The organism is Nocardia sp. NPDC051321, from assembly GCF_044455225.1.
Lineage (GTDB): Bacteria > Actinomycetota > Actinomycetes > Mycobacteriales > Mycobacteriaceae > Nocardia.
In genome coordinates, this window is sequence record NZ_JBITEM010000018.1 from 156,276 (window position 1) to 181,662 (window position 25,387).

At 65.6% G+C, this 25,387-nt stretch carries 16 protein-coding genes, 1 tRNA gene and 1 pseudogene; 12 read left to right on the plus strand and 6 right to left on the minus strand.

Annotation, left to right across the window (positions count from 1 at the left end; genetic code table 11):
- Positions 1–39 precede the first annotated feature (39 nt).
- Together ACIA8C_RS36660 and ACIA8C_RS36665 are read right to left on the minus strand one after the other, a co-directional pair.
- Entirely contained in the window at positions 40–453 is a 414-nt protein-coding gene (locus ACIA8C_RS36660) for an arsenate reductase ArsC (protein ID WP_397142892.1), read from the minus strand.
- 476 nt (positions 454–929) lie between these two features.
- Positions 930–1,841 (minus strand): oxygenase MpaB family protein, encoded by a 912-nt coding sequence (locus ACIA8C_RS36665; protein WP_397142894.1) that lies wholly within the window; start codon positions 1,839–1,841, stop codon positions 930–932.
- 126 nt (positions 1,842–1,967) lie between these two features.
- Between ACIA8C_RS36665 and ACIA8C_RS36670 the strand changes: the two genes are divergently transcribed.
- Positions 1,968–2,720, plus strand: a complete 753-nt coding sequence (locus ACIA8C_RS36670) for an SIR2 family NAD-dependent protein deacylase (RefSeq protein ID WP_397142896.1) — start codon at positions 1,968–1,970, stop codon at positions 2,718–2,720.
- A gap of 84 nt (positions 2,721–2,804) precedes the next feature.
- Here ACIA8C_RS36670 and ACIA8C_RS36675 read toward each other — a convergent pair whose 3' ends face one another.
- Together ACIA8C_RS36675 and ACIA8C_RS36680 are read right to left on the minus strand one after the other, a co-directional pair.
- Positions 2,805–4,103, minus strand: coding sequence for a D-arabinono-1,4-lactone oxidase (locus tag ACIA8C_RS36675; protein WP_397142898.1), 1,299 nt, complete (start codon positions 4,101–4,103; stop codon positions 2,805–2,807).
- Between the two features lie 53 nt (positions 4,104–4,156).
- Complete coding sequence (locus ACIA8C_RS36680; RefSeq protein ID WP_397142900.1) at positions 4,157–4,828, minus strand: TetR/AcrR family transcriptional regulator; 672 nt, start codon at positions 4,826–4,828, stop codon at positions 4,157–4,159.
- Positions 4,829–4,945: 117 nt separating this feature from the next.
- Between ACIA8C_RS36680 and ACIA8C_RS36685 the strand changes: the two genes are divergently transcribed.
- Positions 4,946–6,445, plus strand: a complete 1,500-nt coding sequence (locus ACIA8C_RS36685) for an MFS transporter (RefSeq protein WP_397142902.1) — start codon at positions 4,946–4,948, stop codon at positions 6,443–6,445.
- A 236-nt stretch (positions 6,446–6,681) separates the two neighbouring features.
- Here the strand turns inward: ACIA8C_RS36685 and ACIA8C_RS36690 are convergent, their stop codons facing one another.
- Positions 6,682–7,857 carry a lipase family protein gene (locus ACIA8C_RS36690; RefSeq protein WP_397142945.1) on the minus strand — a complete coding sequence of 392 codons (1,176 nt, stop codon included), beginning with the start codon at positions 7,855–7,857 and terminating at the stop codon, positions 6,682–6,684.
- Between the two features lie 436 nt (positions 7,858–8,293).
- On the opposite strand from ACIA8C_RS36690, the gene ACIA8C_RS36695 reads away from it, so the two are divergent.
- The 7 genes and pseudogenes from ACIA8C_RS36695 to ACIA8C_RS36725 all read left to right on the plus strand — a co-directional run bounded on the left by ACIA8C_RS36695 (position 8,294) and on the right by ACIA8C_RS36725 (position 14,287).
- Positions 8,294–8,509: a CrcB family protein gene (locus ACIA8C_RS36695; RefSeq protein WP_397142903.1), complete on the plus strand. Its 216-nt coding sequence runs from the start codon at positions 8,294–8,296 to the stop codon at positions 8,507–8,509.
- Positions 8,510–8,561: 52 nt separating this feature from the next.
- On the plus strand, positions 8,562–8,903 hold the full coding sequence (locus tag ACIA8C_RS36700) for a DUF190 domain-containing protein (protein WP_397142905.1): 342 nt from the start codon (positions 8,562–8,564) through the stop codon (positions 8,901–8,903).
- The gene (locus ACIA8C_RS36705) at positions 8,900–9,199 is read left to right on the plus strand and encodes a fluoride efflux transporter CrcB (RefSeq protein WP_397142907.1); all 300 of its coding nucleotides are present in this window, start codon (positions 8,900–8,902) and stop codon (positions 9,197–9,199) included. The genes ACIA8C_RS36700 and ACIA8C_RS36705 overlap by 4 nt, the downstream gene beginning before the upstream one ends.
- Before the next feature lie 47 nt (positions 9,200–9,246).
- Positions 9,247–10,887: a phosphoglucomutase (alpha-D-glucose-1,6-bisphosphate-dependent) gene (gene pgm / locus ACIA8C_RS36710; RefSeq protein ID WP_396993011.1), complete on the plus strand. Its 1,641-nt coding sequence runs from the start codon at positions 9,247–9,249 to the stop codon at positions 10,885–10,887.
- Positions 10,880–12,151, plus strand: a pseudogene (locus ACIA8C_RS36715) (MFS transporter); the annotation flags it as partial. The gene pgm and the pseudogene ACIA8C_RS36715, both read left to right, overlap by 8 nt.
- Before the next feature lie 486 nt (positions 12,152–12,637).
- The gene (locus ACIA8C_RS36720) at positions 12,638–13,375 is read left to right on the plus strand and encodes a DsbA family protein (RefSeq protein WP_397142909.1); all 738 of its coding nucleotides are present in this window, start codon (positions 12,638–12,640) and stop codon (positions 13,373–13,375) included.
- Positions 13,376–13,483: 108 nt separating this feature from the next.
- Positions 13,484–14,287, plus strand: coding sequence for an SAM-dependent methyltransferase (locus ACIA8C_RS36725; protein ID WP_397142911.1), 804 nt, complete (start codon positions 13,484–13,486; stop codon positions 14,285–14,287).
- Between the two features lie 396 nt (positions 14,288–14,683).
- On the opposite strand, the gene ACIA8C_RS36730 is transcribed toward ACIA8C_RS36725, so the two are convergent.
- Complete coding sequence (locus tag ACIA8C_RS36730) at positions 14,684–16,078, minus strand: DUF222 domain-containing protein (protein ID WP_397142913.1); 1,395 nt, start codon at positions 16,076–16,078, stop codon at positions 14,684–14,686.
- 122 nt (positions 16,079–16,200) lie between these two features.
- Here ACIA8C_RS36730 and ACIA8C_RS36735 point away from each other — a divergent pair.
- The 3 genes from ACIA8C_RS36735 to ACIA8C_RS36745 all read left to right on the plus strand — a co-directional run bounded on the left by ACIA8C_RS36735 (position 16,201) and on the right by ACIA8C_RS36745 (position 24,722).
- Positions 16,201–16,273 (plus strand) — tRNA-Ala (locus ACIA8C_RS36735).
- A 1,137-nt stretch (positions 16,274–17,410) separates the two neighbouring features.
- The gene (locus ACIA8C_RS36740) at positions 17,411–24,313 is read left to right on the plus strand and encodes a PA14 domain-containing protein (RefSeq protein WP_397142915.1); all 6,903 of its coding nucleotides are present in this window, start codon (positions 17,411–17,413) and stop codon (positions 24,311–24,313) included.
- Positions 24,285–24,722: a hypothetical protein gene (locus tag ACIA8C_RS36745; protein WP_397142917.1), complete on the plus strand. Its 438-nt coding sequence runs from the start codon at positions 24,285–24,287 to the stop codon at positions 24,720–24,722. The genes ACIA8C_RS36740 and ACIA8C_RS36745 overlap by 29 nt, the downstream gene beginning before the upstream one ends.
- Positions 24,723–25,387 lie beyond the last annotated feature (665 nt).

Here is a 25,387-nt window from a genome sequence, read left to right on the forward strand (position 1 = left end):
AGCCACGCCACGGCCGGTCTTGAACGAATCGGACAGCTCTCAGCGGGCCAGGGCTGGGACGAGTTCGGCGATGAGGTTCTCGACCAGGATCTGGATGCGGTCCCGGATGGTGCGGACCACGTCGATGGTTTGCTCGGACGGATCGGGCAGCGGCCAGTCGCGGTAGCTGATGCCGGGGAAGAACGGACAGGCGTCGCCGCAGCCCATGGTCACCACCACATCGGAGATACCAACCGCGTCCATCGTCAACGCTTTGGGAGTCTGACCAGAGATGTCGATGCCGACCTCGGCCATGGCGGCGACGGCGATCGGGTTGAGCGCGGCGGCAGGCGCGCTGCCCGCGGTCCTGACCTCGATCCGGTCGCCGGCGAGCGCGTTGAGGAACCCGGCGGCCATCTGCGATCTGCCCGCGTTGTGCACGCAGATGAACAGCACGCTGGGCTTGTGCGGCATAGAAGCGCCTTTCGGTGAGCGGATCTGAAGCAGGGATTGTCTGTGCTGCCAGATAAGGGTTATCCGGCGTGTTGGGGCCGAAACGCTGTCGAAGCGTATGGGATACGTATACCAGCGTGGCGAAGATCGTTACTGCGGACAGGTCCTCGTCCGCATTGACACCTGGTGTCATTCGGTTGCGGTGGGGGTGCTGGATATCGAAAGTCATTGCTGCGCAGCGGTTGCCAGGAAGGGCGTCGACTACCGTGGTGCGATTCCTGACGGGATCGACAGGACACCCTTTTCGAACTGGTCGGTTTCATAAGTGTGGGGTGACGGCATCGGCACGGGTGCTGTGCGCATGTTGAGAGTTGTTGATGCACAATGAGTTACGTCAGAAGCAGTCAGCATGCGACTGGACGGTATTGAAAACTATTGCTGCACAATAAAAACGGCGCTGTGGCCGGTTGTGGCCACAGCGCCGTCATCTGAAGTGCTCAGATCGGACGGAAGTCGATCATCTTGCGCAGCCGCGCGCGATCACGCTCGAGACGGCGTGCCTCATAGGCGATCGGGAAGTACCGAACCCGTTCCGGCAGCAGCGGAACCGCACGCGCGAGCACCCAACCGAGCGCCCGCAGCTTGCGCTCATCGGACTCGCTCCAGGTCAGGCCGAGCTTTTCCCGGGCGACCTCGGGTGTCGTGCCCACCGTCACGAAGTACTGCATCCGTCCGACCGGCGCGACGGCCCGGCGCCAGAGGGGCGCGAACACGCGCGGCAACTGCTTCGGCGGCGCGACGGACCGGATGACCCGCAGGTAGTCGCGTGCGGTACCGGTGGCCTCCAGCTGATTCGCCACCATGTCGGCGAAGAACGCCTCGAACTCGGGATAGCTCGCCGGAATCTCCTTCGGCGCCACCGAGAAGTTGTGCATCAACTGGACCATTTCCTGGTAGACCGCCTCCTTCTCGGTGGGGGAGAGCGGGTTGCGGGCGAAGTACTTCGCGTTCTCGGCGAAGGCGAACGTTCCGGTGTGCAGCACCCAGGCCCACGGCCCGGAAGCCAGCGCCTTGTGCCGGACGCCGTGCGCGTCGGTGGTGTTGAGCGAGGCATGCATGGTGCGCAGTCGATCGGCCTCGGCGAGGGCTTCCTCGCCGCCGTAGATCCACATCATCACCGACGCGATGCTGCGCACGGCGCGGCCCATCGGGTCGGTGCGGAAGGTGGAATGCTCGTCGACCACCGCGGAGATGCTCGGCTCCATGGTCTGCAGGAGGAAGGCCGAACCGGCGGTCAGCGAGAAGGTGATCAGTCCGGTCTCATCCCACAGGCGGGTGCCCGGCTCGAACGGGCGGCGCCGCGCGGGCGTGTGCGCGCTGGTGGATTCGAGGGCGGCGGACGCGGTCATCGTGATCTCCTTTGATCAACACCCGTAAAGCGATGAGAGGATTAGCGTAACATTCTCTCATCGCCTTGGGTAGGCCGAATCGGGCACGGTGGTTCCGCATTGCCGCGCGCCCTAGGCTTTGGTGCTATGACGAGCGAGTGGCGCTGCCGCGACGGCCGCATCGGGGTGCTCACCGGGGCGGGTATCTCCACCGACTCCGGCATTCCGGACTTCCGCGGCCCGCGCGGGGTATGGACGAAAGGCCCGATCGCCGAACTGCTTTCAACCTACGACAACTACCTCGCCGATCCCGAACTGCGCCAACGCGCGTGGCTGGCGCGGCGCGACAACCCGGCCTGGGCGGCGCGACCCAACGCCGCGCACCTCGCGCTCGCCGAGCTGGCGCAGGCCGGTCGCGCGGTCACGATCATTACGCAGAACATCGATCGGCTGCATCAGCGGGCCGGTTTCCCGGCGGATCGGGTGATCGAGATCCACGGCAACATGTTCGAGGTGGTCTGTGTCGAATGTGATTACCAGACAACGATGGCCGCGGTGCTCGACCGTGTCGCGGCAGGCGAGGCGGACCCGCCGTGCCCGCAGTGTGGCGGGGTGCTGAAGTCGGCGACCATTATGTTCGGTCAGCAGATGGATCGGCGCACCATGATGAAGGCCGCGCTCGCCGCGCAAACCAGTGCCGTCTTCCTGGCGATCGGCAGTTCGCTGCAGGTCGAGCCCGCGGCCTCGATGTGTGCCATCGCCGTCGAGAACGGCGCGGACCTGGTCATCGTGAACAACGAAGCGACACCGTACGACTCGATGGCCACGGAGATCGTCCGCGAACCCATCGGCACCGCGGTGCCACGCCTGGTCGCCGAGATCCTCGCCGCCCGCGCGTAACCGCCCCAACGCGCGGTTCTCGATTTCCGGCACCGAGAATCGCATGCGAATCTTGGTGCGGGACATCAAGAAGCGTGCGTGTGTTCAGTCGACCGGCCCGAGAACCCGGTTCAGGTAGGCGTTGCTGAAACGACCCTTCGGATCGAACCGGCGCCGCACCTCGGCGAAGCGGTCCCAGTCGGGGTAGCGCTCGCGCAAGGTGTCCGCGGTCTGGAAGTGGCGTTTGCCCCAGTGCGGGCGGCCGTTGTACTTGTCGAACACGGCCTCGCAGGCGCGGAAGTACGGCTCGTACGCCATGCCCCGGTACTGGTGCACGGCGATGTAGCAGGTGTCGCGGCCGGTGGCGGGGGACAGGAACGCGTCGTCGGGGGCGACCCAGCGAACCTCGATCGGCATCGCCGTATGGAATTTCGTGGAGAGGTCCTTGATTTCGCGGATCGCCGTCGCGGAATGCTCGCGTGGGATCGCGTATTCCATCTCGGTGAAGCGGAGCAGGCGCGGGGACGCGAAGACCCGGTAGGAGCGGTCGACCTGGCGGCGGTAACTGCCCGCGTAGGCGGCGCCGCGCTGGATGAACGGCACCAGCCGCGGCTGCCAGCGGCCGAGCTTGCACAGCGCGTCGAAGGTGTAGTTCGACATCAGGATGTCGGTGAACCAGTCGACGGCCTTGCCGCGCGGCTGCTCGGGCAACTCGACGGGATTGTTGCGCTTGGTCATCGCCAGGGGGCTGTGCCCGAACATGTAGAACTCGAAGTGCTGGTTGTCGTCGATGTAGGAATCCAGGTCGGCGAGGATGTCGTCCACGGCGAGCGGGCGCTCGATGCCCTCGAGCACGAACGAGGGCACCAACTGCAGCGTCACGGCGGTGATCACGCCGAGCGCGCCGACGCTGACCCTGGCCGCCCGCCAGCCCTCCGGATCGGTCTGCGCGTTCAACTCGACCCGGCTGCCGTCGGCGAGCAGCAATTCGATGGAATGCAGTGCGGCCGAAAGATTTTGCAGAGTGGATCCGGTGCCGTGGGTGGCCGTGGCGGTGGCGCCCGCCACCGTCTGCACGTCGATGTCGCCCAGGTTGGGGAAAGCGAGGCCGTGCTCGTGCAACGCGTTGCTCGCGGCGTTGAGGGTGATGCCCGCCTCGACTCGAACGCGTCCGGTATCGGTGTCGACGTCGAGGACGCGGTTGAGGTTCGCCAGGTTCAGCAATACGCCGTCGGTCAGGACGGTGTCGGTGAAGGAATGTCCCGCGCCCGCGACGCGCACGATCTGTCCGGCATCGCCGGCCCGGCCGAGGATCTCGGCGACCTCATCGGCGGTGCGGGGGGAGGCGATGGTGGCCGGCGCGCACTGCTGATCGCCAGCCCAGTTCACCCACGAGTTGGTCATGTGACCAACTGTAGGGGATCGGCGTGTGATATGGCCGACCAATAACGCAGTTGTTACCTTCTACGTCCCTGGCACGCGCCTTTTGCCTGCTCGACCTCGGTGTCGTTGAGCGGCGGCACCAGCAACTGCTGCGGCGGGGTGCCCTCGGCCCGCACGCCGTTGAGCACGATTGCCATGTAGCGCTGCCAGACGTCGGGATTGACCGGCCTGGCGAACTCGGCGATGCCGTCGACCATGTGGATCAGCGCGAAGAAGTCGGAGGGCTCGATGCCGGGGGCGAGCACGCCTGCCTCGCGGGCCCGATCGACGATGCCGGTGACGGTCGGCTTGATCCGGTCGCGGACGACCACGAAGCGGTCGATGTCGTCTTCCAGTTCGAGCATCACCTCGCTGAAGCCACGATTCTTCGCCATGTGCCTGCAGGCGTACTCGAAGAACTCGACGAGGCCGAACCAGGGATCCGCGTGCCGGAAGGCGGCGTCGGCCGCCTCGGCGAATTCGCTGATGCTCTGCTCGAAGACCTCGGTGATCAGTTCCTTCTTGTTGGCGAACCGGCGGTAGACGGTGCCGACGCCGACGCCCGCGCGTTCGGCGACGTCATCGAGGGTGATCTCGAGTCCGTGGTCGGCGAAGAGTTCGCGAGCAGCGGCGATGATCCGCTGTTGGTTTCGGGCGGCATCGGCACGCAGGCGCCGGGGTGGAGAGAGGGCCGTGGCGTGATTCACACCCACATCCTATCAAGTATCGGGATTAAGCGGAGGCGTTCTCTCCGTTATGGTGGTAGCTTCTTACAGTAACCGGAGGCGTCGACTCCGCATCAATACTTGAGACAAAGGGGACACATGACTACCACGTTCGACCGTGGGGCACCCGCCCCCGCTGAAACGGATCAGGGCCGTCGCGGCTCGCACGCCCTGCGTTGGTGGGTGCTCGCCGTCCTCGGCGTCGCACAGCTCATGGTCGTGCTCGACGCGACCGTCGTGAACATCGCCCTGCCCGCCGCCCAGCGCGACCTCGGCTTCAGCGATGGCGATCGACAGTGGGTGGTCACCGGTTACGCGCTCGCATTCGGCAGCTTGCTGCTGCTCGGCGGCAGGCTCAGTGACCTCTTCGGCCGCCGCAATACCTTCATCATCGGCCTGATCGGCTTCGCGGGCGCCTCCGCGGTCGGCGGCGCGGCCACCAGCTTCGAGATGCTGGTCGCGGCCCGCGTCGGCCAGGGTGTGTTCGGCGCGCTGCTGGCTCCGGCCGCCTTGTCGCTGCTTACCGTGACATTCACCGAACCGGGTGAACGGGCCAAGGCATTCGGCATCTTCGGTGCCGTCGCGGGTGCCGGCGGTGCGATCGGCCTGCTGCTCGGCGGCATGCTCACCGAGTGGGCGAACTGGCGCTGGGTGATGTTCGTCAACCTGGCCTTCGCCGCCGTCGCGCTGATCGGCGCGGTGCTGCTGCTGGCCAAGCATGTGACCACGAACCGGCCCAAGCTCGACATCCCCGGCACCATCGTGGTGACCGCGGCGCTGTTCGGCATTGTTTACGGCTTCTCGCACGCCGAGTCGACCAGCTGGACCAACCCGGTCACGCTCAGCTTCCTCATCGGCGGCGCGGTGCTGATCGCGGTGTTCGCCTGGCTGGAGACCAAGGTCAAGCACCCGCTGCTGCCGCTGCGCATCGTGCTGGACCGCACCCGTGGTGGATCGTTCCTGACCGTGTTCGTGATGGGCATCGGGATGTTCGCGATCTTCCTGTTCCTCACTTACTACATGCAGCTGAGCATGGGCTACTCGCCGATCAAGACCGGCCTGGCGTTCCTGCCGATGGTGGCGGCCATGGTCGTCTCGTCCACCACCGTGCCCTCGTTCGTGCTGCCGAAGCTCGGCCCGAAGGTCGTCATGTCGGGCGGCTTCCTGATCGCCGCGGCCGGTATGGCCTGGCTGACCCAGATCGGCCTGGAGACGGGGTACTCCTCGCACATCCTGCCCGCGCTGATCCTGCTCGGCCTCGGCCTCGGTGGTGCGATGTCGACCGCGTTCCAGGGCGCGACCTCCGGGGTGCACCACGAGGACGCCGGTGTGGCCTCGGCGATGATCAACACCAGCCAGCAGGTCGGTGGCTCGATCGGCACGGCGCTGCTCAGCACCATCGCCGCCTCGGCCGCCACCGACTACCTGTCGACCCGCACGCCGGATCCGCTGACCGTCGCGCAGTCCGCGGTGGAGAGCTACACCACCAGCTTCTGGTGGGCGACCGCGATCTTCGTCGCCGGTGCCTTGATCACCGCGGTGCTGATGCCGAACACCGTGCCGGTGCCGTCCGAAGGTGAGCCGGTGCTCGCGCACTGAATTGTTGGCCGCGTGGCCGCGGCGTGTTCGTGGCCCCCGGATGTCTCGTGTCCGAGCTGTCGAGACTCGCGCCTGCGGCGCATGCGCTTCGACAGCTCGGACACGAGACGGGCCACGAACGGCGCTCGCAGAACTCGCGCTGTGGTGGTCGCTAGGGTTTCGAATGTGACGTTCTGCTCGAACCACACAGCGCCCGCGTTCAACGATGAACGCGGGCGCTGTGCTGTGCGTTGGACTCAGCAGTTACTAGGTGCAGGGGCACCGGCGAAGCGGTCGCCGAGGTAGTTGAACGCGTTGATCGCGCCGGGCGCGATCGCGGTGCCGTGGTCGGCGCCGGGGATCAGGTCGAACTGGACTCGGACGCCCTGGCTGCAGTAGCGGCCGAGGACATCACGGACCAGCTGCGGGGACACCTGGTCGTTGGCGCCGTGCCATTCGTAGATCGGGATGCGCGGGACGCCGGGATAGATCTCGATGCTGTTCTCGTGCAGGATCCGGACCACCGTCGGATCGGCGTCCATCGCACCGTAGAAGACATCGCTGAAGCTCTTGTTCGCGCCAGCGTTGATGATGTCGGTGGTGCAGGCGTTGGCGATCTGGTCGCGCAGTGCGAAACCGGCCGGGTTCAGGATCCGGTCCATCTGCAGCTCGGCCGGGTACTCCCGCTCCAGTCCGATGGCGGCGGCGAAGCCGAGGCCGAACAGCGGGCTGCGCTGCAACCCGACGTCCTGGGCCAGCTTGCCGATGTTCATCGGGACACCGCCCTGTGCCGCGCCGACGATCGGCAATTCCGGTGCGTATTCCGGCGCGAGCGCGGCGGCGAAACCGGTGGCCATGCCGCCACCGGAGTAGCCCGCCATGCCGATCGGGCTACCGCCGAGATCGGCTGGGCCGAAACGCTTTACGGCGCGGATGCCGTCGAGGGTCAGCCTGCCGCCGAGGCGCGCGGCACCGTAGGCGCTGGTCGGTCCGAGATGATCGGGAACCGCGACCGCCCAGCCCCTGGCCAGCAGCATATTCAGCGCGGGCGCCTCCTGCATGGTGCCGTCGAAGAGGCTGTGCGAGGGTGCGCACCGCATGCCGAGCGAGTTGACGAACGGCTGATACGACACGACCGGACGGTTCATCCCGCCGCCCGGCGGCAGCAGCAGCGTGGTGACCGCGCCGATCGGCGCGTCGGCCGAATTGGTCGACCGATACAGCAACTGCCAGGCCGTCGCGCCAGGGAAACCGTTCGCGGGTACCGGCCTGCTGCGCATCACGTCGCCCGGCTGGAAGTTCGCGACATCCGGTGGCGCGCTGTAGAAACCGTCGGCGTCGGGCACCGGATAGATCGGCGCGGCCACCGCGGGAGCCAGGTGTCCGAGGCCGGCCGAGGCCGTCGCGAGTGCCACGATCGAGAGTCGACGCAGAGTCCGGCCGACGGCTAGCTGCCGTCTGCCTGAGGTTTGCTGATGCACCGGTCGGCAAGGTTCCGCCGTCTCCGGGTGCGCATTCGGTTGTGCCCGTTGTGCCGCCATCGTTGCTCCGACCTGAGTAAGTGGGGGATGGAGGCAACTTCGGCCAAACCTTCAGGCCATTCGTACGCGGAACTCGGCCAGATGTCAATGAACAACGCTGTTCGTAGTGTCTTCCTTAGTGGGTCCGCCTGAACGGACCGACCGGTCCAACCGATAACATTGCGCAGGTGGCGTTCGGCGCGGAAGGTTGGCAGGTGGAGGATGGCCCGTCGATCGAACCGTCGGCGCTCGTTGCGATCTCGCGCGGCGGCGGAATCGGCGTGCGGTCCGCGACGGCCGCGGCGTGCGGCGCGGGCGGGTCCCCTGGTCGACGCTCGCGGTAAATGTCATGGGATGCTTTGCTATCGGGATTCTGATGGTTCCGAGCATCGGGATGTGGGTAGCCCAGAGACTGCTGCGGCCCGTTCCCGGTATCGGAGTGCTCGACGGCTTCACCACTTTTTCTACCTGCCTCGGCGAGGTTCGTAGACTGCTCGAATCGGGCGCCGCGGTCCACGCGCTCGGCTTTTTCGCGGGAGCGGTGGTGGCGTCGCAGGGGGGATAACGGAAATCGCTCGGCGGTCAACAGCAACGGCACGACGGAAGGGGGCCAGGCAGTGGGAGAAGCAGGACGGTGGCAACCCGCGGCGCGACTGACGGTGCTGCTCGACGAGGACGACAAATGGCGGCACACGCCCCTTTACCAGGAGATCATCCGGCGCGCCCGCGACACCGGCCTGGCCGGGGCCAGCGTGTGGCGCGGCATCGAAGGCTACGGTGCGGCCTCCCGTATCCACGCCACGCGCGTCCTGGACATGGCCGACCATCAGCCGCTGGTGCTGATGCTGGTCGACGAACCCATCCGGTTGCGCGCGTTCGTCGAGCAGAACACCGAACTGTTCACCACCCTCAACGTCGCGCTCTCGCCACTGGAGCTGTGGCAGGGAGCCGCCCGATGATCCTGCCGCTCGACGCGCCTGTACACCATCGCGTAGATCGTGTCGTACCAGTACGTTTCGGTGCTCTGCTGCCGGTTGGCACGCCGACCGTTAACATTGTCGGTTCGGCGCTGCTCGGTGGATTGATCGGCGCAAGTGCGGGCACTCGGCTGTCAGCCGCCGCCGGTACGGTTTCTCGCGGCGCGCTGACCAGGTTCAGCGGGTTCGGCTACGAGACGATCCGGCCGGTGACGGTCGCGGCCCGCCTGATCGCGGTCTTCGTCGCCGCGTCCACGACACAGTGGTTGTGGCCATGATCCTGATGACGAGCAGGGCGCAGCCGATACGGAAGGGAGACCCGAGCATGGCCCATGATCGAGCAGGGCGACTCGCGCGTCCCACCGACCTGGAAGACATCGCACATCTGGTTACGGCGTACTACAGCCGGATTCCGGATCCGGAGGTTCCGGCACAGCAGGTGGTTTTCGGCACGTCGGGACATCGCGGCTCCAGTTTGGACACCGCGTTCAACGAGGCGCACATCCTCGCGATCACCCAGTCGATCGTGGAATACCGTGCGACGCGCGGGATTACCGGTCCGGTATATCTGGCCAGGGACACCCACGCGCTGTCCGAGCCCGCCATGGTGACCGCGCTCGAGGTGCTCGCCGCCAACGACGTGACCGCGATGATCGACGCCCGCGACCGGTACACGCCGACGCCGGCGCTGAGTCACGCTGTGCTGCGCCACAATCGGGGCGGCACCCGTAATCAGGCCGACGGCATCGTGATCACCCCGTCGCACAATCCGCCGCGCGACGGCGGCTTCAAATACAACCCGCCGCACGGCGGTCCGGCCGACAACACCGCCACCGACGCCATCGCCGCGCGCGCCAACGAACTGCTGCGCAGCGGGCTGTCCGGGATCAAGCGGACCACGCTGCAGCACGCGCTGGAGACCAACGTCCAGCGCTACGACTACCTCGACCACTACATCGCCGACCTGCCGAATGTGTTGAACCTGGACGCGATTCGCGGCGCGGGCATCCGGCTCGGCGCCGACCCGATGGGTGGCGCGAGCGTCGACTACTGGGAAGAGATCGGCCAGCGCTACGACCTCGAGTTGGAGGTCGTCAACCCGTTCGTCGACCCCACCTGGCGGTTCATGACCCTCGACAGCGACGGCAAGATCCGGATGGACCCGTCCTCGCGCTACGCGATGGCATCGCTGATCGCGATCAAGGACGACTACGACCTGTCCACCGGCAACGACGCGGACGCCGACCGGCACGGCATCGTCACCCCCGACGGCGGGCTGATGAACCCGAACCACTTCCTCGCGGTGGCCATCGAATACCTCGTCGCGAACCGGATGGGCTGGGACGCGCTCACCAAGATCGGCAAGACGGTGGTCACCTCGTCGATGATCGATCGGGTGGTCAGCGTGCTCGGCCGCGACGTGCACGAGGTGCCCGTCGGCTTCAAGTTCTTCGTGCCCGGATTGTTCAGCGGCAGCCTCGCTTTCGGCGGCGAGGAGAGCGCGGGCGCGTCGTTCCTGCGGATGGACGGCACCGTGTGGACCACCGACAAGGACGGCATCCTGCTCGCGCTGCTCGCCGCCGAGATCGCCGCGGTCACCGGCCAGAGCCCGTCGGCGCGCTACGTCGAACTCGAACGCCGCTACGGCAGTCCCGCCTACGCGCGGATCGACGCGGCCGCGACGACGGAACAGAAAGCGCTACTTGCGAAGTTGACTCCGGACATGATCACCACCAAGGAGATCGCCGGTGAGCCCATCACGTCGGTGCTCACCAGGGCGAAGGGCAACGGCGCGCCGCTCGGCGGGCTCAAGGTGACCACCGAGAACGCGTGGTTCGCCGCCCGGCCGTCCGGCACCGAGGACAAATACAAGATCTACGCGGAGTCGTTCCACGGTCCCGAGCACCTCGCGCAGGTGCAGGCGGCCGCGGAGGAAGTGGTGGGACAGGCGCTAGGCGGTGAGTAGATCGCAGGCAGTCGGCACGGCACGGTCGAACGGCCGGGCGGAGCCGCTGCCTTTCGAGATCTGGGTGCTTGTCGGTGGCGCGTTCGTCATCGCGATCGGGTTCGGGCTGGTCGCGCCGGTGCTGCCGCAGTTCGCCCGCAGCTTCGGCGTCGGCGTCGCGGCGGCCTCGGCGATCGTGAGTGCGTTCGCGCTGATGCGGTTGCTGTTCGCGCCGGTCAGCGGGCGGCTGGTGCAGCGGCTGGGGGAGCGGTCGGTATATCTCGGCGGTCTGTTGATCGTCGCGGTGTCGACCGGAGCCAGCGCGTTTGCCCAAAGCTATTGGCAGCTGATGGTTTTGCGGTCGCTCGGCGGGATCGGGTCGACCATGTTCACCGTGTCGTCGCTGGCGTTGGTGATCCGGATGTCGCCGCCCGCCGCGCGCGGCCGGGTGTCCGGGCTGTGGTCGACCGGCTTCCTGATCGGATCGGTCAGTGGACCGCTGGTCGGTGGGGCGCTGTCCGGATTCGGCCTGCGGATGCCGTTCGTGATCTACGCGGCGGCGTTGCTCGTGGTAACCGTCGCGGTCTATCTGGCGCTGCGCAATTCGCAGCTTGCCGCGCCGGAACCCGTTGGCGGCCTGCGGATGATGTCGTTCCGGGAGGGGTGGGCCCGGCCCGAGTATCGGGCGGTGCTGTGGTCCAACTTCGCCAACGGTGCCGCGATCTTCGGCGTGCGCATGGCGCTGGTTCCGCTGCTCGTCGTCGAGGTGCTGCACCAGACGCCTGGCATGGCAGGGGTGGCGTTGACCGTGTTCGCGGCGGGCAATATCGCGGTGCTGTTCCTGGCCGGTCGGTACTCCGATCGCTGGGGACGCAAACCCTTCCTGATCGCCGGATCGCTGATCTGTGCGCTCGGCACCGCCGGTCTCGGCGTCGCCGACACGCTGCCATGGTTGCTGGCCACCTCGTTCGTGGCCGGCCTCGGCGCGGGCATGTTCACCCCGACCCAGCAGGCCGCGGTCGCCGACATCATCGGCCCGAACGCCCGCGGCGGCCCGGTGCTGGCCGGTTTCCAGATGGCGGCCGACCTCGGCACCGTGCTCGGCCCGGTCGCGGTGGGCGCCCTGGCGCAGCAGGCGTCATACGGTCTCGCGCTCGCGGTCACCGGCGCGCTGCTCGCCGTCGCTGCGGTCGTGTGGGCGATGGTGCCGGAGCCGTTGCGCAAGCGGGAAGAACCGGTGCGGAAGCCGGAGGAGGAATGCGACCACATCTGTGGTGCGGACGGCGCTGACTATCAGTTGACGGGGCACGATCCCGAAGTCGATCACGCGGTAAACGACGCGGCAGGTGCGCCGATTGCCGACAGTCCGGTGCCGCCGATCGCCGAGCCCATTACCGCCGAACGTGCCGCGCCCGGGGTCGGCAGCGTGGCTCGGGGCGATGTTGAGGTGCCGGAAGTTGGCGGTTCGAGTCGGGGCGATGTTGGGGCGTCGGGCACCGGCGGTCCTAAGCGACGCGATGCCGGGGTGGCAGATGTCGACACCGAACCGAATGCCCGCGATTCGGTCGCGCGGTAACTGCCGCGCATTCACGCTCAGCTCGCCGAGTCCGCTGCACGACAGGGGAGGGGGCGGCCTTCACACAGCTGCTTACCCCTTCGCATAGGGCTCGACCGGTCGACGGCTATGTGATGGCTGGACCAGGTGTGCGGAGTCTCGCAACGGGTGGGGGTTGGCGGCGGGGGTGTGGTTCGGTTGCGGCAGAGTGTTGGGGTGAGCGAATCGCGTTCGAACTACACCCCGCGGCCCATGTCCAGCAAGACCACGTACGCGTTGGGCGCCGTTGCCCTCGCGTTGATCGCGGTGATCGTCGTCGTGGTGGTCCGTGGCGGGCACGACGGGGCGAGTGTGCGCAACGACGGGTACGGGGCCGCGCACGATCCCGGTGTGCACGTGACGTTGGAGCCGGACGGTTCGATTCTGCTCGGCAGGCCCGGCGCGCCGAAGACGATCGACATCTTCGAGGACCCGATCTGCCCCGGCTGCGGCAACATGGAGCGCATCTACGGTCAGGAGATCGCGCAGAAGATCGACGAGGGCACGCTCACGGTGCGCTACCGGCTGGTGAACTTCCTCGACAACCGCTCGCGCAGCAAGGACTACTCGTCGCGCGCGGTGGCCGCCAATCAGTGTGTCGCAGAGGGCGGTTCGGGCCCGGTGTACGCGAAGTTGCACACCGAACTGTTCACCACCAAGCGCCCGAGCGAGGGCGGCGCCGACCTCAGCAATGACGAGCTCGCCGCCCAGGCCCGGGTCGCGGGCGCTCCGGAATCGGTGCTGCGGTGCATCTCCACCGGCGCCAAGGTCGACACGGCCCGCACCAGCGCGACCGCCACCACCGATGCGCTCGGCGCGGCCCTCGGCGGCTCCGCGGCAACGCCCGCCGTCTTCGACGGCAAGACGAAGATCGACGTGAACAACGAGGACTGGGTCGTCGCGCTCACCTCCTGATGTCGACTTGACACAGATCGAGCAAATGCGCCGCGCGACATCGACAAGCCTGGCTACGCTTTTCAAAAGCGGTCAAGTGCCCGAGTATCGCGCGTAAAGGGATGAACGATGACGAGTTCCGAATCGGCCCCAGTCGAGTTCGACGTATCGAAGCCGAGTATCTCGAGAGTTTACGATGCGCTACTCGGGGGCAAGGACTATTACCCGTCCGACGAACACGTGCTCGACCACCTGCGCGAAACCATGCCCGAGGTCGATGAGCTGGCCAAACTGAATCGGGCGGTGCTCGGTCGCGGAGTTCGCTATCTGGCAGGCGAAGCGGGACTGACGCAGTACCTCGATTTGGGCGCCGGACTCCCCACGATGGAAAATACCCATCAGGTCGCGCAAAAGCTGCAGCCGGATTCCAAGGTCGTCTATGTCGACAAGGACCCGATCGTGCTGGCGCACGGGCGGGCGCTGCTCGGCGAGAACGGCCAGACGCGCGTCATCACCGCCGATCTGCGCGATCCCGCCGCCGTGCTCGCCCATCCAGACGTGCAGAAGATGATCGATTTCTCGCGGCCGGTCGCCATCATGCTCGTCGGCATGCTGCATCACCTGCACGACGACGAGGATCCAGAGGGCGTGGTCGACGGGTACCTGGATGCCGTGCCGGCGGGCAGTCACCTGTTCATCACCCACTTCCTCGATACCGGCGACGAATCCCGCGCGCTGGAGAAGTCGTTCCTCGACTTCCTCGGCACCGGACGATTCCGCACCCGCGAGGAGATCCTGCGCCTGTTCCGCGGCTGCGAATTGGTCGAGCCCGGCTTGGTGCCGCTGTCGTACTGGCGTCCTGACAAGATCGTGCGCGACAAGCTGACCCTCGTCGAGGAGATCATCGTCGGCGGGATCGCCGTCAAGTCCTGAGCTCGGGTGGGCCGGGCCCGACACACCACCCTGTCGCGGCCCGGCCCGCTCGACGTGGGCGATCCGACTCCAGGAGTTCCCCGGGACCGCGGGCGCCGAGCATTCGGTTGGTTCGGGGGCCGAGCCGACGAACGTGTCGCGGACTCGGCCCGCTCGGCGGGATATCCGGCTTCCCCAGTCAGCCGGACCGTCGAGCATTCGGTGCGTCATTCGATGGCGGGGCCGCGGATCCCTGGCCGTTTCGTGGGGCCGAGCCGCCGACTCCACCAGTCGGCGGCTCGGCCCGTTTCGACGGCGCGGTCCTGCTTCCCCAGTCGGCCGGGACCGCCGCGCGTCGAGTTTCAGTTGGTCGGTGGGGGCCGGGTTGGATTCGCGCATCTCGTCGGCCCCGCTGGTTCAGTACGCGGTGTTGATCGCGGGAGTTGTTGCGTCATCGGGGATTTCGTCCTCCGGAGTGACTCGGCACAGTTGCCGGTGGACTAGGACGTGGCCGCGGTAGGGGTAGGTGATGTCGTCGGGCAGGTCGATCACCGGTATTGCCGGGGCGGCGTCGTTCGTGCTGATCGGTACGTCGATGTCCTTGTGCGGGAACAGATATCGGGCGCCTTCGCGGGAAGTGGTGTGTATCTCGCCGCTAGGCGTGGTCCACTGCAACCGATCCGCGTCGGCCTGCCAGGTTTCCCACGGCACTTTCTTGTTGTCTGCCAACGTTTTCAAGCGTTGGTGGCGTGCGCACAGCACCGTCGCGTCGCCCGACTGATCCAGTTCGGATTCGGCGGCCGGTATCGTGCACCCCGGGAATCGGCACATCCCGTCCAATGCCCGCACCTCCCGCTCCGGCCGCGGAGCTCGCGTGACTGCGTCGTCCGGCCGTTCCGGAATCACTTGAAACCGAGCGTGTTCCGCGAGTATCCGAGCCAGCGCCGCATCGATCGGCCCGTACCCGGCTAGAAACGCGGGCGCGTCCCGGATGCCGAGCAACGTGTCCGCCGGAATCCCGATCTGGATCAACGGCCGCCGCGGCGCATCACCCGCCACTTCGCCCTTCGGGCATCGCGCACCACGCCCACACGCGCACCGCAACCGCCCCGACCCGTCCGCCAACGCTACCAACGCGTCGGCCCGCCGCTGCGGCATCGTCCTCGGGTCCGCCGCACACACGGCCAAACTCATCTCCCGCAGCCGCATAGCCACCGTCTGCGCGCCCGGCGCGGGCAGCAGCCCGTCGAACACCGCCATGCTGTCCTGCACCGCCCGAATCCGGACGTCCCGGTCATCCTCCCGCCGTTCCCGCCGCCGTTGCGCCCCAACGGGATCCAGCCGCGCCGCCCACCGCCGCGCCGCCTGCCGCAGCCTTACCGCCGTGGTCCGCTCAGCCGTCTCCAGCAACCTCGGCTCCAACTCGCCAAGCACCTCCCTGGCCACCGCACGAGTGTTGTCGACGATCACCCGCACCTTCGCCAGGTCGATCCGCCCCGCCGCGAACTCCGCCCGGGTGCGCGGCAACCAATCCTCCAGCGCCAACCCGACATCGATCATCGCCGCCGCAGATCCCTCATCGACCTGCAACGCCACCGCAGCCTCCGTCGCCGCGAACTCACCGGCCCGCACCCCACCCGGCCCCGGCTCCGCACTCACCGCCCGATGCCGCCGATACAACTCCCGTACCGCGAACACCTCCGCCGCCTGCGCCGCCGCCGACGCCCCATGCGCAGTCCGAAGGGCATCGATAAGCCCCTCATCGCTCATGGCCTGAAAGTCCAGCACCGAGAGATCGCTTCCTTCGAACATGCGTTCGAGTCTACGACCGCCGGCCCCACACCGCCACCCCCGATTCAACGCGATTTGGCCGCCGCCACACCCGTGGTGTAACTTCGTTCAGGCAGTCAGGGAAACCTGAAAGCAACCCACTCGGGGCTATGGCGCAGCTGGTAGCGCACCACACTGGCAGTGTGGGGGTCAGGGGTTCGAGTCCCCTTAGCTCCACTCGTTTGAAAGCCGCAGGTCAGGGACCCGCGGCTTTTTTAATCGATTATTCCGAAGTGGTTGATTGCATGGCTGACCTGCGTCGATGGTTGCAGGTTGAGGTTCGAGTGGCATTAGGTGTCTGGCATCCAGCTGGTCAAAGTGGCGTGAACTCAGGGCCTCTGCTTGCTTCTTGTCGGTGGGTGCTGTGGGTGGTGAACTGGAAGGAATAGGCCTGCTAGCCAGCGAGCGGCGTACCGGCGGGACGATCCGCGGCGGTGGGTTGCCTGCGGATCTGATCTGTTGCTCCGATCAACCGTGACCCGCCGGCAACAGCGCACGACCGCCAACGGGTTCGGCGACTGTCGCGACAACGCCGCGCGGATGTCAGCGCTCTACGCGCGTGCTGGCCGAAGGCGGGCGCAGGTTGCCCGCCGACCCATCGCCTGCTGCGGTCCCATCTAGCCGAACTCCGTACTGCCTGACCGGCAGTCCTCAGGCCGAGTTGCCAAACATGCCCTGACCGACTCCATGGTCCGAGTGCGGTCGTGTTTCACAGCAATCGGCGTTGTTTCCGGGCGTGGAGTCGAGCGGTCGTGGGGAGGGTCCCGAGGAGGGAACCGTGACGCCGCTGAGCAGCATCGCGAGTATTGAACATTGTAATACCCTGTGCCGCAAGACTGTTCTGCTTTCGCGCAATTTCCGGTGTCGACGATCTGGGGAGCTTTGGGGAGTACCGTCCCAAGGTCATTTCGAGGCAACATTTCGATAGGGCCGGTCAGCTGGCAGATCTCGAGCACGACCTGTCACAGAGTCTGTGCGGGCGACAGCCATGGCAGGGCTTCTATGTGTCCGATGAGTGGCACATAGGGATTGGAACACGGGGGGTTCTCGATGAAGAAAAACGCGTGGTCAATCGGTGTTGCGAAGGGGTCTCGCTGGCTGCGGCGACGGTTGCGCCTCGAGCGGCAAGGGCACCTGTGGATACTGCATCGAATCCCATTGGGAGACATTCCCTCTCGGCATCAAGGTGGTCTGCTGACGCGTTCCCGGTGGTGGCGAGTGGGTGCGGTCGTAGTGGCTATGGTGTTGGTGGCAACGCTGACACAGACGATCGTTTCGCACGTCGGGCCGGGGTCGAAAACGCTTGAGGTGCCGATGCTTTCGCCGACGAGTGGGCCCACGCTCGACGCCCCACTCGCACCTGCGGGTGATTTCGGACCGCTGGTCGGCACCAGCGGGCCGCATACGGGGTTCGATCCGAAGACGTCGAAGGAGTCGGGTCGCTCGGAGCGTTCGGTCGAGTACGCCAATGGCGATCGCACGCGGTCGATGGTGTTGTCCCAGGTTCCGGTGAGTGTGCCTGATGCGCGGGGCGGTTGGGTTCCTGGCGATATTCGGGTGGTCGAGGATAAGGGTTCGAATAGGGCGACGGCGGTAACTGCCGGTGGCAGTGTGGGTTTCGCCGAATCCGGTGATGACTCGTCGCTTGTGCGGATCAACCGGAACAACACCGCGGTCACGGTTGCGCTCCAGGGTGCGAACAAGTCTCACCGTACGGTGACGGATTCGACCGTGTCTTACGCGGAGGCGTTGCCGGGCACAGACCTGACGTACGTGGTGTCGCAGCACGAAGTAAAAGAGTCGTTGATCGTGAAGTCGCCGGCCGCGGCCGGCGACGGGCGGTGGGTGTTCCGGATGAACACCGGTGAGCTGACGCCGAGGGTGCAGGGCGACACCGTCGTGTTAGCGGACCGATCCGGAGCTGTGGTGGCGGGGTTGCCGCCGGTGTCGGTGTGGGATTCCTCTGGTCGCGACGATAAGCCGTCGGCGCGGGCGGGTGGTACGTACACCCTTGCAGCCCTGGGTGATTCGTGGCTGTTGACGATTTCGGTGGACAAGAAGTGGTTGACCGATGTGGGGCGACGGTTCCCTGTCACGGTCGACCCGACCTACACCTACGGATTCGGCACACAGCCGTCGACGATCGCCTTTCGATCCGACGGCAGCGCGGGTTGCGAGACGACATGCGGCATCGCGGTGGGTAATTCCCGACCGAATAACCAGGACATGCTGTGGCGCTCAGCCTTCCGGTTCGACTTCACGCCGGTCGCGGGAAAGCCAGTGATTGGGGCACGGCTGGACTTCCAGCGCGCCGGCACCGACGGGACATCGAAGTCGTTCACGTCCACGGTGTCCCGAGCGGGTAGCCCGCTCGGCTTCGGCGCGACCGGCGATGTGTTGGCATCGGGGCCGCTCGGGGATGGCGGGACGATGCAGTCCAAGGCGTTGACCGATTTCATTGCCGGTCGGGTGGCAGCGAACGACAACAACGCCTGGTTCATGCTGACCGGCAGTGAAACCAGTGAACTGTCCTATAAGCAACTGCTGGTGCGGTTGATCGTCGATTACGGCAGTGCGCCACCGGAATCGGCGATGGTCGGCCCGGTCGATGATGCGGTGGTCTCGACTCTCACTCCGACGTTGCAGGCCACTCCGGTATCGAGTCCGTCCGGGGATGCGACGCAGTACTGCTTCAAGGTCTCTACCGGTCAGGATGGCCGGTCGGGCAGTGTGATCGATTCAGGTTGCCTGGATTCTCCGTCGTGGACGATCCCGAAGTACGTGCTGCATGACGGCGGCCGCTACACCTGGACGGTCGACACCGCGATCAAAGGCGGAGTGACCACAACACCGGCACGGTGGGTCGGGCACTTCATGGTGAATCAGCGGATCGGTGACCCGGGCCCGGCGCCGGCCGATCAGCAGGGACCGGTGCAGGTGAACCTGTTCAATGGCAACGCCCACACCGAGGTCGGGGGCCCCGGGTTCTCCGCGGTCGGTGGCAGAGCCGGGGTGAAGTTCGTGTACAACTCCCAGACCGGTGAAGGCCACGGGATGCGGGCGTCGTATTTCAACGATTCCCGCCACAACGGAACCCCCGATGACGCACCGGTCTTGGTGCGCTCGGAGTCGCAGGTGAATCTGAACTGGTCGAACCTGTTGCAGAACCCGAACGGGTCGGTGGTCCCGGGGGCGTGGGAATCGCGAACTCGCCCACCGGCGTTGGCGCCGGACTGGTACGTGATCCGGTGGGAAGGCTATTTCCAAGCCGACTACGCTGGGGACTTCCAGTTCACCGGGGCGCACATCGATGGCGCCAAGATCTGGGTCGGCGGCAAGCTGATCTATGACCACCCCGACCGCTTGAACGCCGATCAGATCAAACTTGGAATGGAGGGCTGGACCGACAAGGTCTCGTTGAAACAGAACCAGCGTGTGCCGGTGAAGGTGGAGTTGTCGCACCGGAGCCTGGATCCGGCGTTGATGCAGTTGTGGGTGCGGACCAACCCGGCCCGGCCAGAGCTGATCAAGACCGATTCGCTGTTCCCGCAGGATGTTTCACCGCTGCCGCCGGGCTGGCTGCTCACCGCGCACGCCAGCAGATACACCCGCGCGGAGCTCCTGGATGGGGCGGTGGTGTTGACCGACACCGCGGGCGGTGCGCATTCCTGGGGCCGGACGGCCGGCGGCTACACACCGCCGCCAGACGAGGCCGGGGTGCTGGCGTTCGATGCGGACGGCCGGATCTCGGTGACCGAGAACGGTGTGGTGTCGCTGTTCAACACCGATGGCACTCTGGCCGCAGTGTCATCGGTGCTTGACAGTAAGGAACCCGCTGCGCTGCAATACTTTTACTCCGGTACCCCGCCGCGGTTGATGCAGATTAAAGATCCGGTCTCCGATCGTGCGCACACCTTGTTCTACAACACTGATGACAGCGACAGCTGTTATGGCGGCGCCGCCAAACCGACGGGCGCGACGAAAGCACCGCAGGGCAAGTTGTGCCGGATCCGCTATTGGGACGGCACCGAAACCCGCCTCTGGTATGACCGGCTGACGTTGCAACGGATCGAGAACCCGGGTGGGGAGCGTTCCGACTTCGCCTACCTGCGGATCTTGGAGAAGAAGGTCTGCCACCCCAACCCCACGCCCGGCAAACCGGATATCTGTGAGACCCAAGACCCAGAAGAAGACCGCGACGGCCCCCACGGTCCGATCTCGAAGATGCGCAACCCCCTCGGCAACGACTGGGTCGCGGCTCAACCCCCGTTCTCGCTGCACTCCGAAGCTGTGACCGATATCGGCTACACCCTCAGCCCCGACATCCCCGGTGACCCGGATTCGGAGCGGGAAAAGAAGTTCCGGGTGGCGAAAGTGGCGCTCCCGACAGCGGAGTCGTTGCAGCTACCGATCCGCCAGCAACACTCCTACGGCTACGACTTCCCACACAAACAGGCGGTTGTGCTCGTAGCGGGGGTGACCCCGCAGATCGGGTTCGCCCGCAAGGTCACCTGGGACGACGCAGGCCGTGCGCTGATCACGACGGATGGCATGGGTGTCACTACGCGCGCGGAGTGGAACCCGAAGAAAGACCTGCCACTCGCCACCGTCGATGCGGCGGGGCGACGGTCCACGACTGTCTATGATCATGCAGATCGCCCGATCGATAGATACGGTCCGGCACCTGCGTCGTGTTTCGCCGGGCAGACGCCCACAGCAGCGTGCGCAGCGTCGATCCCGCACAGCCACACCGATTACGACCAGGGCCTGGCAGGGCTGCAGGCAACCTTCTATGACAACCCCTTGCTGTCGGGGCCGCCGAAAGTTTGGGCCACCGGTGTCGGCAGCGCCGACGGGGCCTTGACCGGGTCCTGGGCGAACGCCCCGCCGGTCGCGAACACAGTTGGCTGGTCGGGCCGATTCACCGGCGAGATCCAATTCCCGGCCGCGGGCGAGTATGGAATTGGGTTCACCGTGGTCGACGGAGTCCGGTTGTGGATCGACGATGTGTTGCTGGTGGACTCGTGGAACGACAAGAGTTCCATCGCGGTCCCTGGCAAATACACCAACGCGACAGCGGGGAGCCGGCACCGAGTCCGCGTCGACTATTACAACCACTCTGGCACGTCGGGGGCGCTGAATTTCACGTGGACGCCCCCGGGTGTGTCCACGCCGGTCACGGTCCCCGGTCAGTATCTGGCCCCCCGCTACGGGCTAGCGACCGGCTCACTTACCGACGACACCTCCGGAGGCAGCGCCGAACGTGCCCCGTCGGGCCACGGCGCGACGAGCTTCGTGGATTCGACGGCCGGGATCGACCCGGTCTTCGGACTCGCTGTGTCGGCCACAGCCGACCCCGGCGGGCTGAACCTTACTGCGAGAAAAAGTTTCGAAAAACCCGGCGACGGCTACCTGCGTCATCTGGCTGGCGCGTTGCCGGCCGGCGACCTCGGCTCCGTCGACAAACGGAACACAACCGTCTACTACGGAGACCACGAGACCCGCACGAACCCCTGCGACGCGAACGCGTCAGCAGCCAATCAGGCTGGGATGGCCAAATCCGTCACCAGTGCCAAACCGGCCGACGGCCCCAGCATCATCGGGGAATCGGTGTATGACAACGCAGGACGGGTCGTCGCCACCCGAGCTGGCGGCGAAGGCTGGGCCTGCACCAGCTATGACACCCGTGGCCGAGTGGTGAAGAAGACATTCCCCGAGTTCGGCAGCAAACCCGCCCGCACCGTCACCTACGACTACGCCGCGGGTCGAGATCCGCTCACCCAGAAGGTGACCGACGAATCCGGATCGATCACCACCGTCGTTGGCTTGGCCGGTGAAACCGTCCGCTACACCGACACCTCCGGAACGGTCTCCGCCAGCACCTACGATCAGGCCGGGCGTTTGATCAAGAACACCGTCACGGTCAAAAGCACGAACAGCGAAACTATCTACACCTGGGACGACGCCTCACACCTCACATCGGTTTCGCTCGACGGTGCCACGATAGCCACACCCAGCTACACCAGCGCCGGAGAGCTGGCCAACGTGGCATACGGCAACGGATCTCGGCTCGACTCCCTGGACCGCAATGTCGCCGGTGTGCCGACCGCGTTGACGTGGAAAACGCCGCAATCCATCGTTGCCGACACCGTGACTCGGTCGCGCGGTAACAGGATCACCGATGATGTGGTCACCGCAGACGGGAAACCCGTTGCTTCCTACGCCTATACCTATGACACGGTTGGTCGGCTGATCGCCGCGACCATGCCGCACCATCGGCTGACCTACGGATTCGACGGCGCGAACGGATGTGGGCCGGCGCAGTCGGCAGGCATGAACACCAATCGCACCTCGTTCACCGATATTCTCGACGGTGGGGCACCCGCGGTCACCTCGTACTGTTATGACAACGCCGACCGGCTGCTCTCCACGACCGGCGCAACGAACCTTTCACTCGCCTACGACTCGCATGGCGACGCGGTCAAAGTCGGGGGCGACGAACTCGGCTACGACGCTACCAACCGACACACTTCCACGAAAAATGCTGCCGGAACCCTGATCTCGTACAGCTATGACACTGCGAACCGGCTGATTACCCGCACCGTCACCCGGGCGGGGAAACCAGAGCAGAACGGGACCGCCCGCTACGGGTACAGCACCGGCACCGGCAAACCGGACGTGATCCTCGATGCCGCAGGTGCGATGGTGCAGCGGATTCTCGGACTCCCGGGCGGAGTGCTGCTTACCAAGACCTATGCCCAACCAGCACAAGGATTCCCCACCGCACGCGCCGCGACAACCACGTCACCAGAGCCGTTGACTAGCACCTCAACTGTTGCGCCATCCTCGATCAGTACCGCTCCCACCTCAGCTGTTGCGCCAACGGCGACCACAGTGCAATCACCACCAACCACCGCATCGCGGAGCGCGCCGACGACAAGCGTAGGTCCGACCAAGACGGCGGTATCACCCACGCCTGGTCCCGGATCGGTGACCGCCCGCCCGCGCGCGCCGGCCATATCGGCATCCGCCTCGACCTCAGCACCGCAGCCAACAACCTCGTCGAATCCGACGACAATCGGGCACCCGAGTTCCACCTCGCTCAGCCGGACACCGGCAGCCGCACCTGTCGCGTCTAGAGACGAGCTACCCGTCACCGCAACGTCCGAACCCACCACAACTACATCGTCCAGAGCAACCACATCGCCGATAGCTCCTGCACCGACGAAAACCAATACACCTGCAATCACAACGACTTCTGGTGCACCGGCGCCGTCTATCGCACCGGCGTCCAATCTTCCCTCGGCACGCGCTACCGCGCCGTCACCGAGTATGCAGCAGTCGGCCCCGTCAGCTTCCGGGCAGACCAATTGGGCCTACCCGAACATCCACGGTGATGTGCTGTTCACCGCGGACGGCACCGCCACACGCTCCGATCGTGTCTATCTGTACGACCCGTACGGGCAGAACATAGACCCGTCCACCGGCGCATTCGGTGACACCCCGATCCCTTCGACCGCCGCGGGCGGAATGGATTTCGGATGGCTGGGCCAGCACGAACTCCCCGTCGAACACCTCGCCGGAGTGCAAGCGATCGAGATGGGTGCACGCACCTACCTGCCGATTCTCGGCAGATTCCTGCAAGTCGACCCTGTAGCGGGTGGATCAGCCAACGACTACGATTACGTCAGCGGCGATCCCATCAACAAGTTCGACTTCTCCGGCACATGCCCTGAATGCGCCATAGAGGCTGGCGAGCAGGCCGTCGAGGGTGTAGAAGGCATCATCGAATGGTGGACGGACCGCAATCATCACGGACCGGAAAGCAACCAAAAATCCGCCGGAAAGATCGCGCTCGGGTTGTCCTCCTTCGGCACCAGCCACTATGCGCTCCTGGAATTTGCCGAGCGGCACAAGGCGCGGTACTACAGGGAATGGCCCTCCGGTGGTAAAGATTGGGTCAAGGAGTTCAAAGCGTTTGTAGACGACGGGCATACGCAGATATATTTCAACTTGGATGGAATCGGGACCGGTGCCGCTGCGAGGGCGCACGCCGACACGGGCAGAGATCTAGGCGATCCCGTCATGGGTGAGCATGTGACTGCGTGGGAGCTGAACTACATTCGGGACCATCCAGACGCGTGGAGTCGCACGCATTTCTTCTTTGGTTACGAAGACGGGAAAGAAAATGAAGTCGAAAATCCCTTCCAACGCTGATGAGGGCGCGCTGCAGCCCTCCGTGGGCCTGCCCGTCACCTTCGACCGCCCATTCATATTGTGGCGATATGCCAGTGGTCATTCACAGCTTGTGCTACGCAGCCTTCCGAATTCTGCATCTGATTACATCGAAGTCACCTTTCAGGGTGTTGTCGGGATGAAACTGGTCACGAATTACGAGCCGCTGACCATTGATATTGCGGGGTCGGCGCAGATCGAGGAGATGACGCAGTTCAGCGGCCTGCGGAAGCCTCCGCGCACGGTTTATCGGTGCTACGTGCTCAAGTCGGATCGCGACGAGGGATTGGTTATGTGCCTCGGCGTCTACGCATTCGTGCATCCGAAGGAAGCGAACAACGGGCAAGTGACCGTCGAGCACAAGGACTCCCGCCTGATCTTTGAAAGCTGATAGGAGACTTCAGGGGGGCAGCACACGAGGTGTGCACGAGATCGGCGGTCGGACAACAGCTACTGCCGATCTAAGCAATTGGAGTCACGGGGCCAGAGCATCTATACGGTCCCAGGTTCTCGCGCTGGGGTGCGTCTGCCCTAGGTCGGTGGCCGATCTGGGGATGCCGGCAGCACGGAAGGTTCTGTGTTCGTCGCGAACCGATTCGACAGGCGTCCTTCGCGGCTTTGCTGTCGTCATTAGTCGTGCTGCCGCCCGATGGTCGTGTGCGACTCGTGCCCGCCGCGTGGCGTGCCCTGACTCTGCTGCAGCAGAAAGCCTGAACGTTAGTGGAGCTATCCGGTTGTGGTGGAGCAAGTGAACTTTCGGTCGCTCGGTCGGCACCGAGGGTTTGTGCTGGTCAGGGGCTTCGCGGGCGGACCATTGTGGCTCCGAGTGCAGGGCCGTGGGTTCGAATAACGTGACATATCCTCCACTCGTTTTAAACCGCAGGTCAGAGACCTGCGGTTTTTTTAATCGATTATTCCAGAGTGGTTGATTGCATGGCTGACCTGCGGCGATGGTTGTGGTTCGGGGTTCGAGTGGCGTTAGGTGTCTGGTATCCAGCTGGTCAAAGTGCCGTGAACTGAGGGCCCACTTAAATCCCAGCTCAGGCTGAGATTTTG

Bases quoted from the DNA above. Each gene is read 5' to 3' on its own strand.
- ACIA8C_RS36730 (WP_397142913.1), bottom strand. From the start codon at position 16,078: ATGTTCGAAGGAAGCGATCTCTCGGTGCTGGACTTTCAGGCCATGAGC.
- ACIA8C_RS36675 (WP_397142898.1), bottom strand. From the start codon at position 4,103: ATGACCAACTCGTGGGTGAACTGGGCTGGCGATCAGCAGTGCGCGCCG.
- ACIA8C_RS36670 (WP_397142896.1), top strand. From the start codon at position 1,968: ATGACGAGCGAGTGGCGCTGCCGCGACGGCCGCATCGGGGTGCTCACC.
- pgm (WP_396993011.1), top strand. From the start codon at position 9,247: ATGGCCCATGATCGAGCAGGGCGACTCGCGCGTCCCACCGACCTGGAA.
- ACIA8C_RS36660 (WP_397142892.1), bottom strand. From the start codon at position 453: ATGCCGCACAAGCCCAGCGTGCTGTTCATCTGCGTGCACAACGCGGGC.
- ACIA8C_RS36705 (WP_397142907.1), top strand. From the start codon at position 8,900: ATGATCCTGCCGCTCGACGCGCCTGTACACCATCGCGTAGATCGTGTC.
- ACIA8C_RS36685 (WP_397142902.1), top strand. From the start codon at position 4,946: ATGACTACCACGTTCGACCGTGGGGCACCCGCCCCCGCTGAAACGGAT.
- ACIA8C_RS36745 (WP_397142917.1), top strand. From the start codon at position 24,285: ATGAAGTCGAAAATCCCTTCCAACGCTGATGAGGGCGCGCTGCAGCCC.
- ACIA8C_RS36740 (WP_397142915.1), top strand. From the start codon at position 17,411: ATGCTTTCGCCGACGAGTGGGCCCACGCTCGACGCCCCACTCGCACCT.
- ACIA8C_RS36725 (WP_397142911.1), top strand. From the start codon at position 13,484: ATGACGAGTTCCGAATCGGCCCCAGTCGAGTTCGACGTATCGAAGCCG.
- ACIA8C_RS36695 (WP_397142903.1), top strand. From the start codon at position 8,294: ATGGGATGCTTTGCTATCGGGATTCTGATGGTTCCGAGCATCGGGATG.
- ACIA8C_RS36665 (WP_397142894.1), bottom strand. From the start codon at position 1,841: ATGACCGCGTCCGCCGCCCTCGAATCCACCAGCGCGCACACGCCCGCG.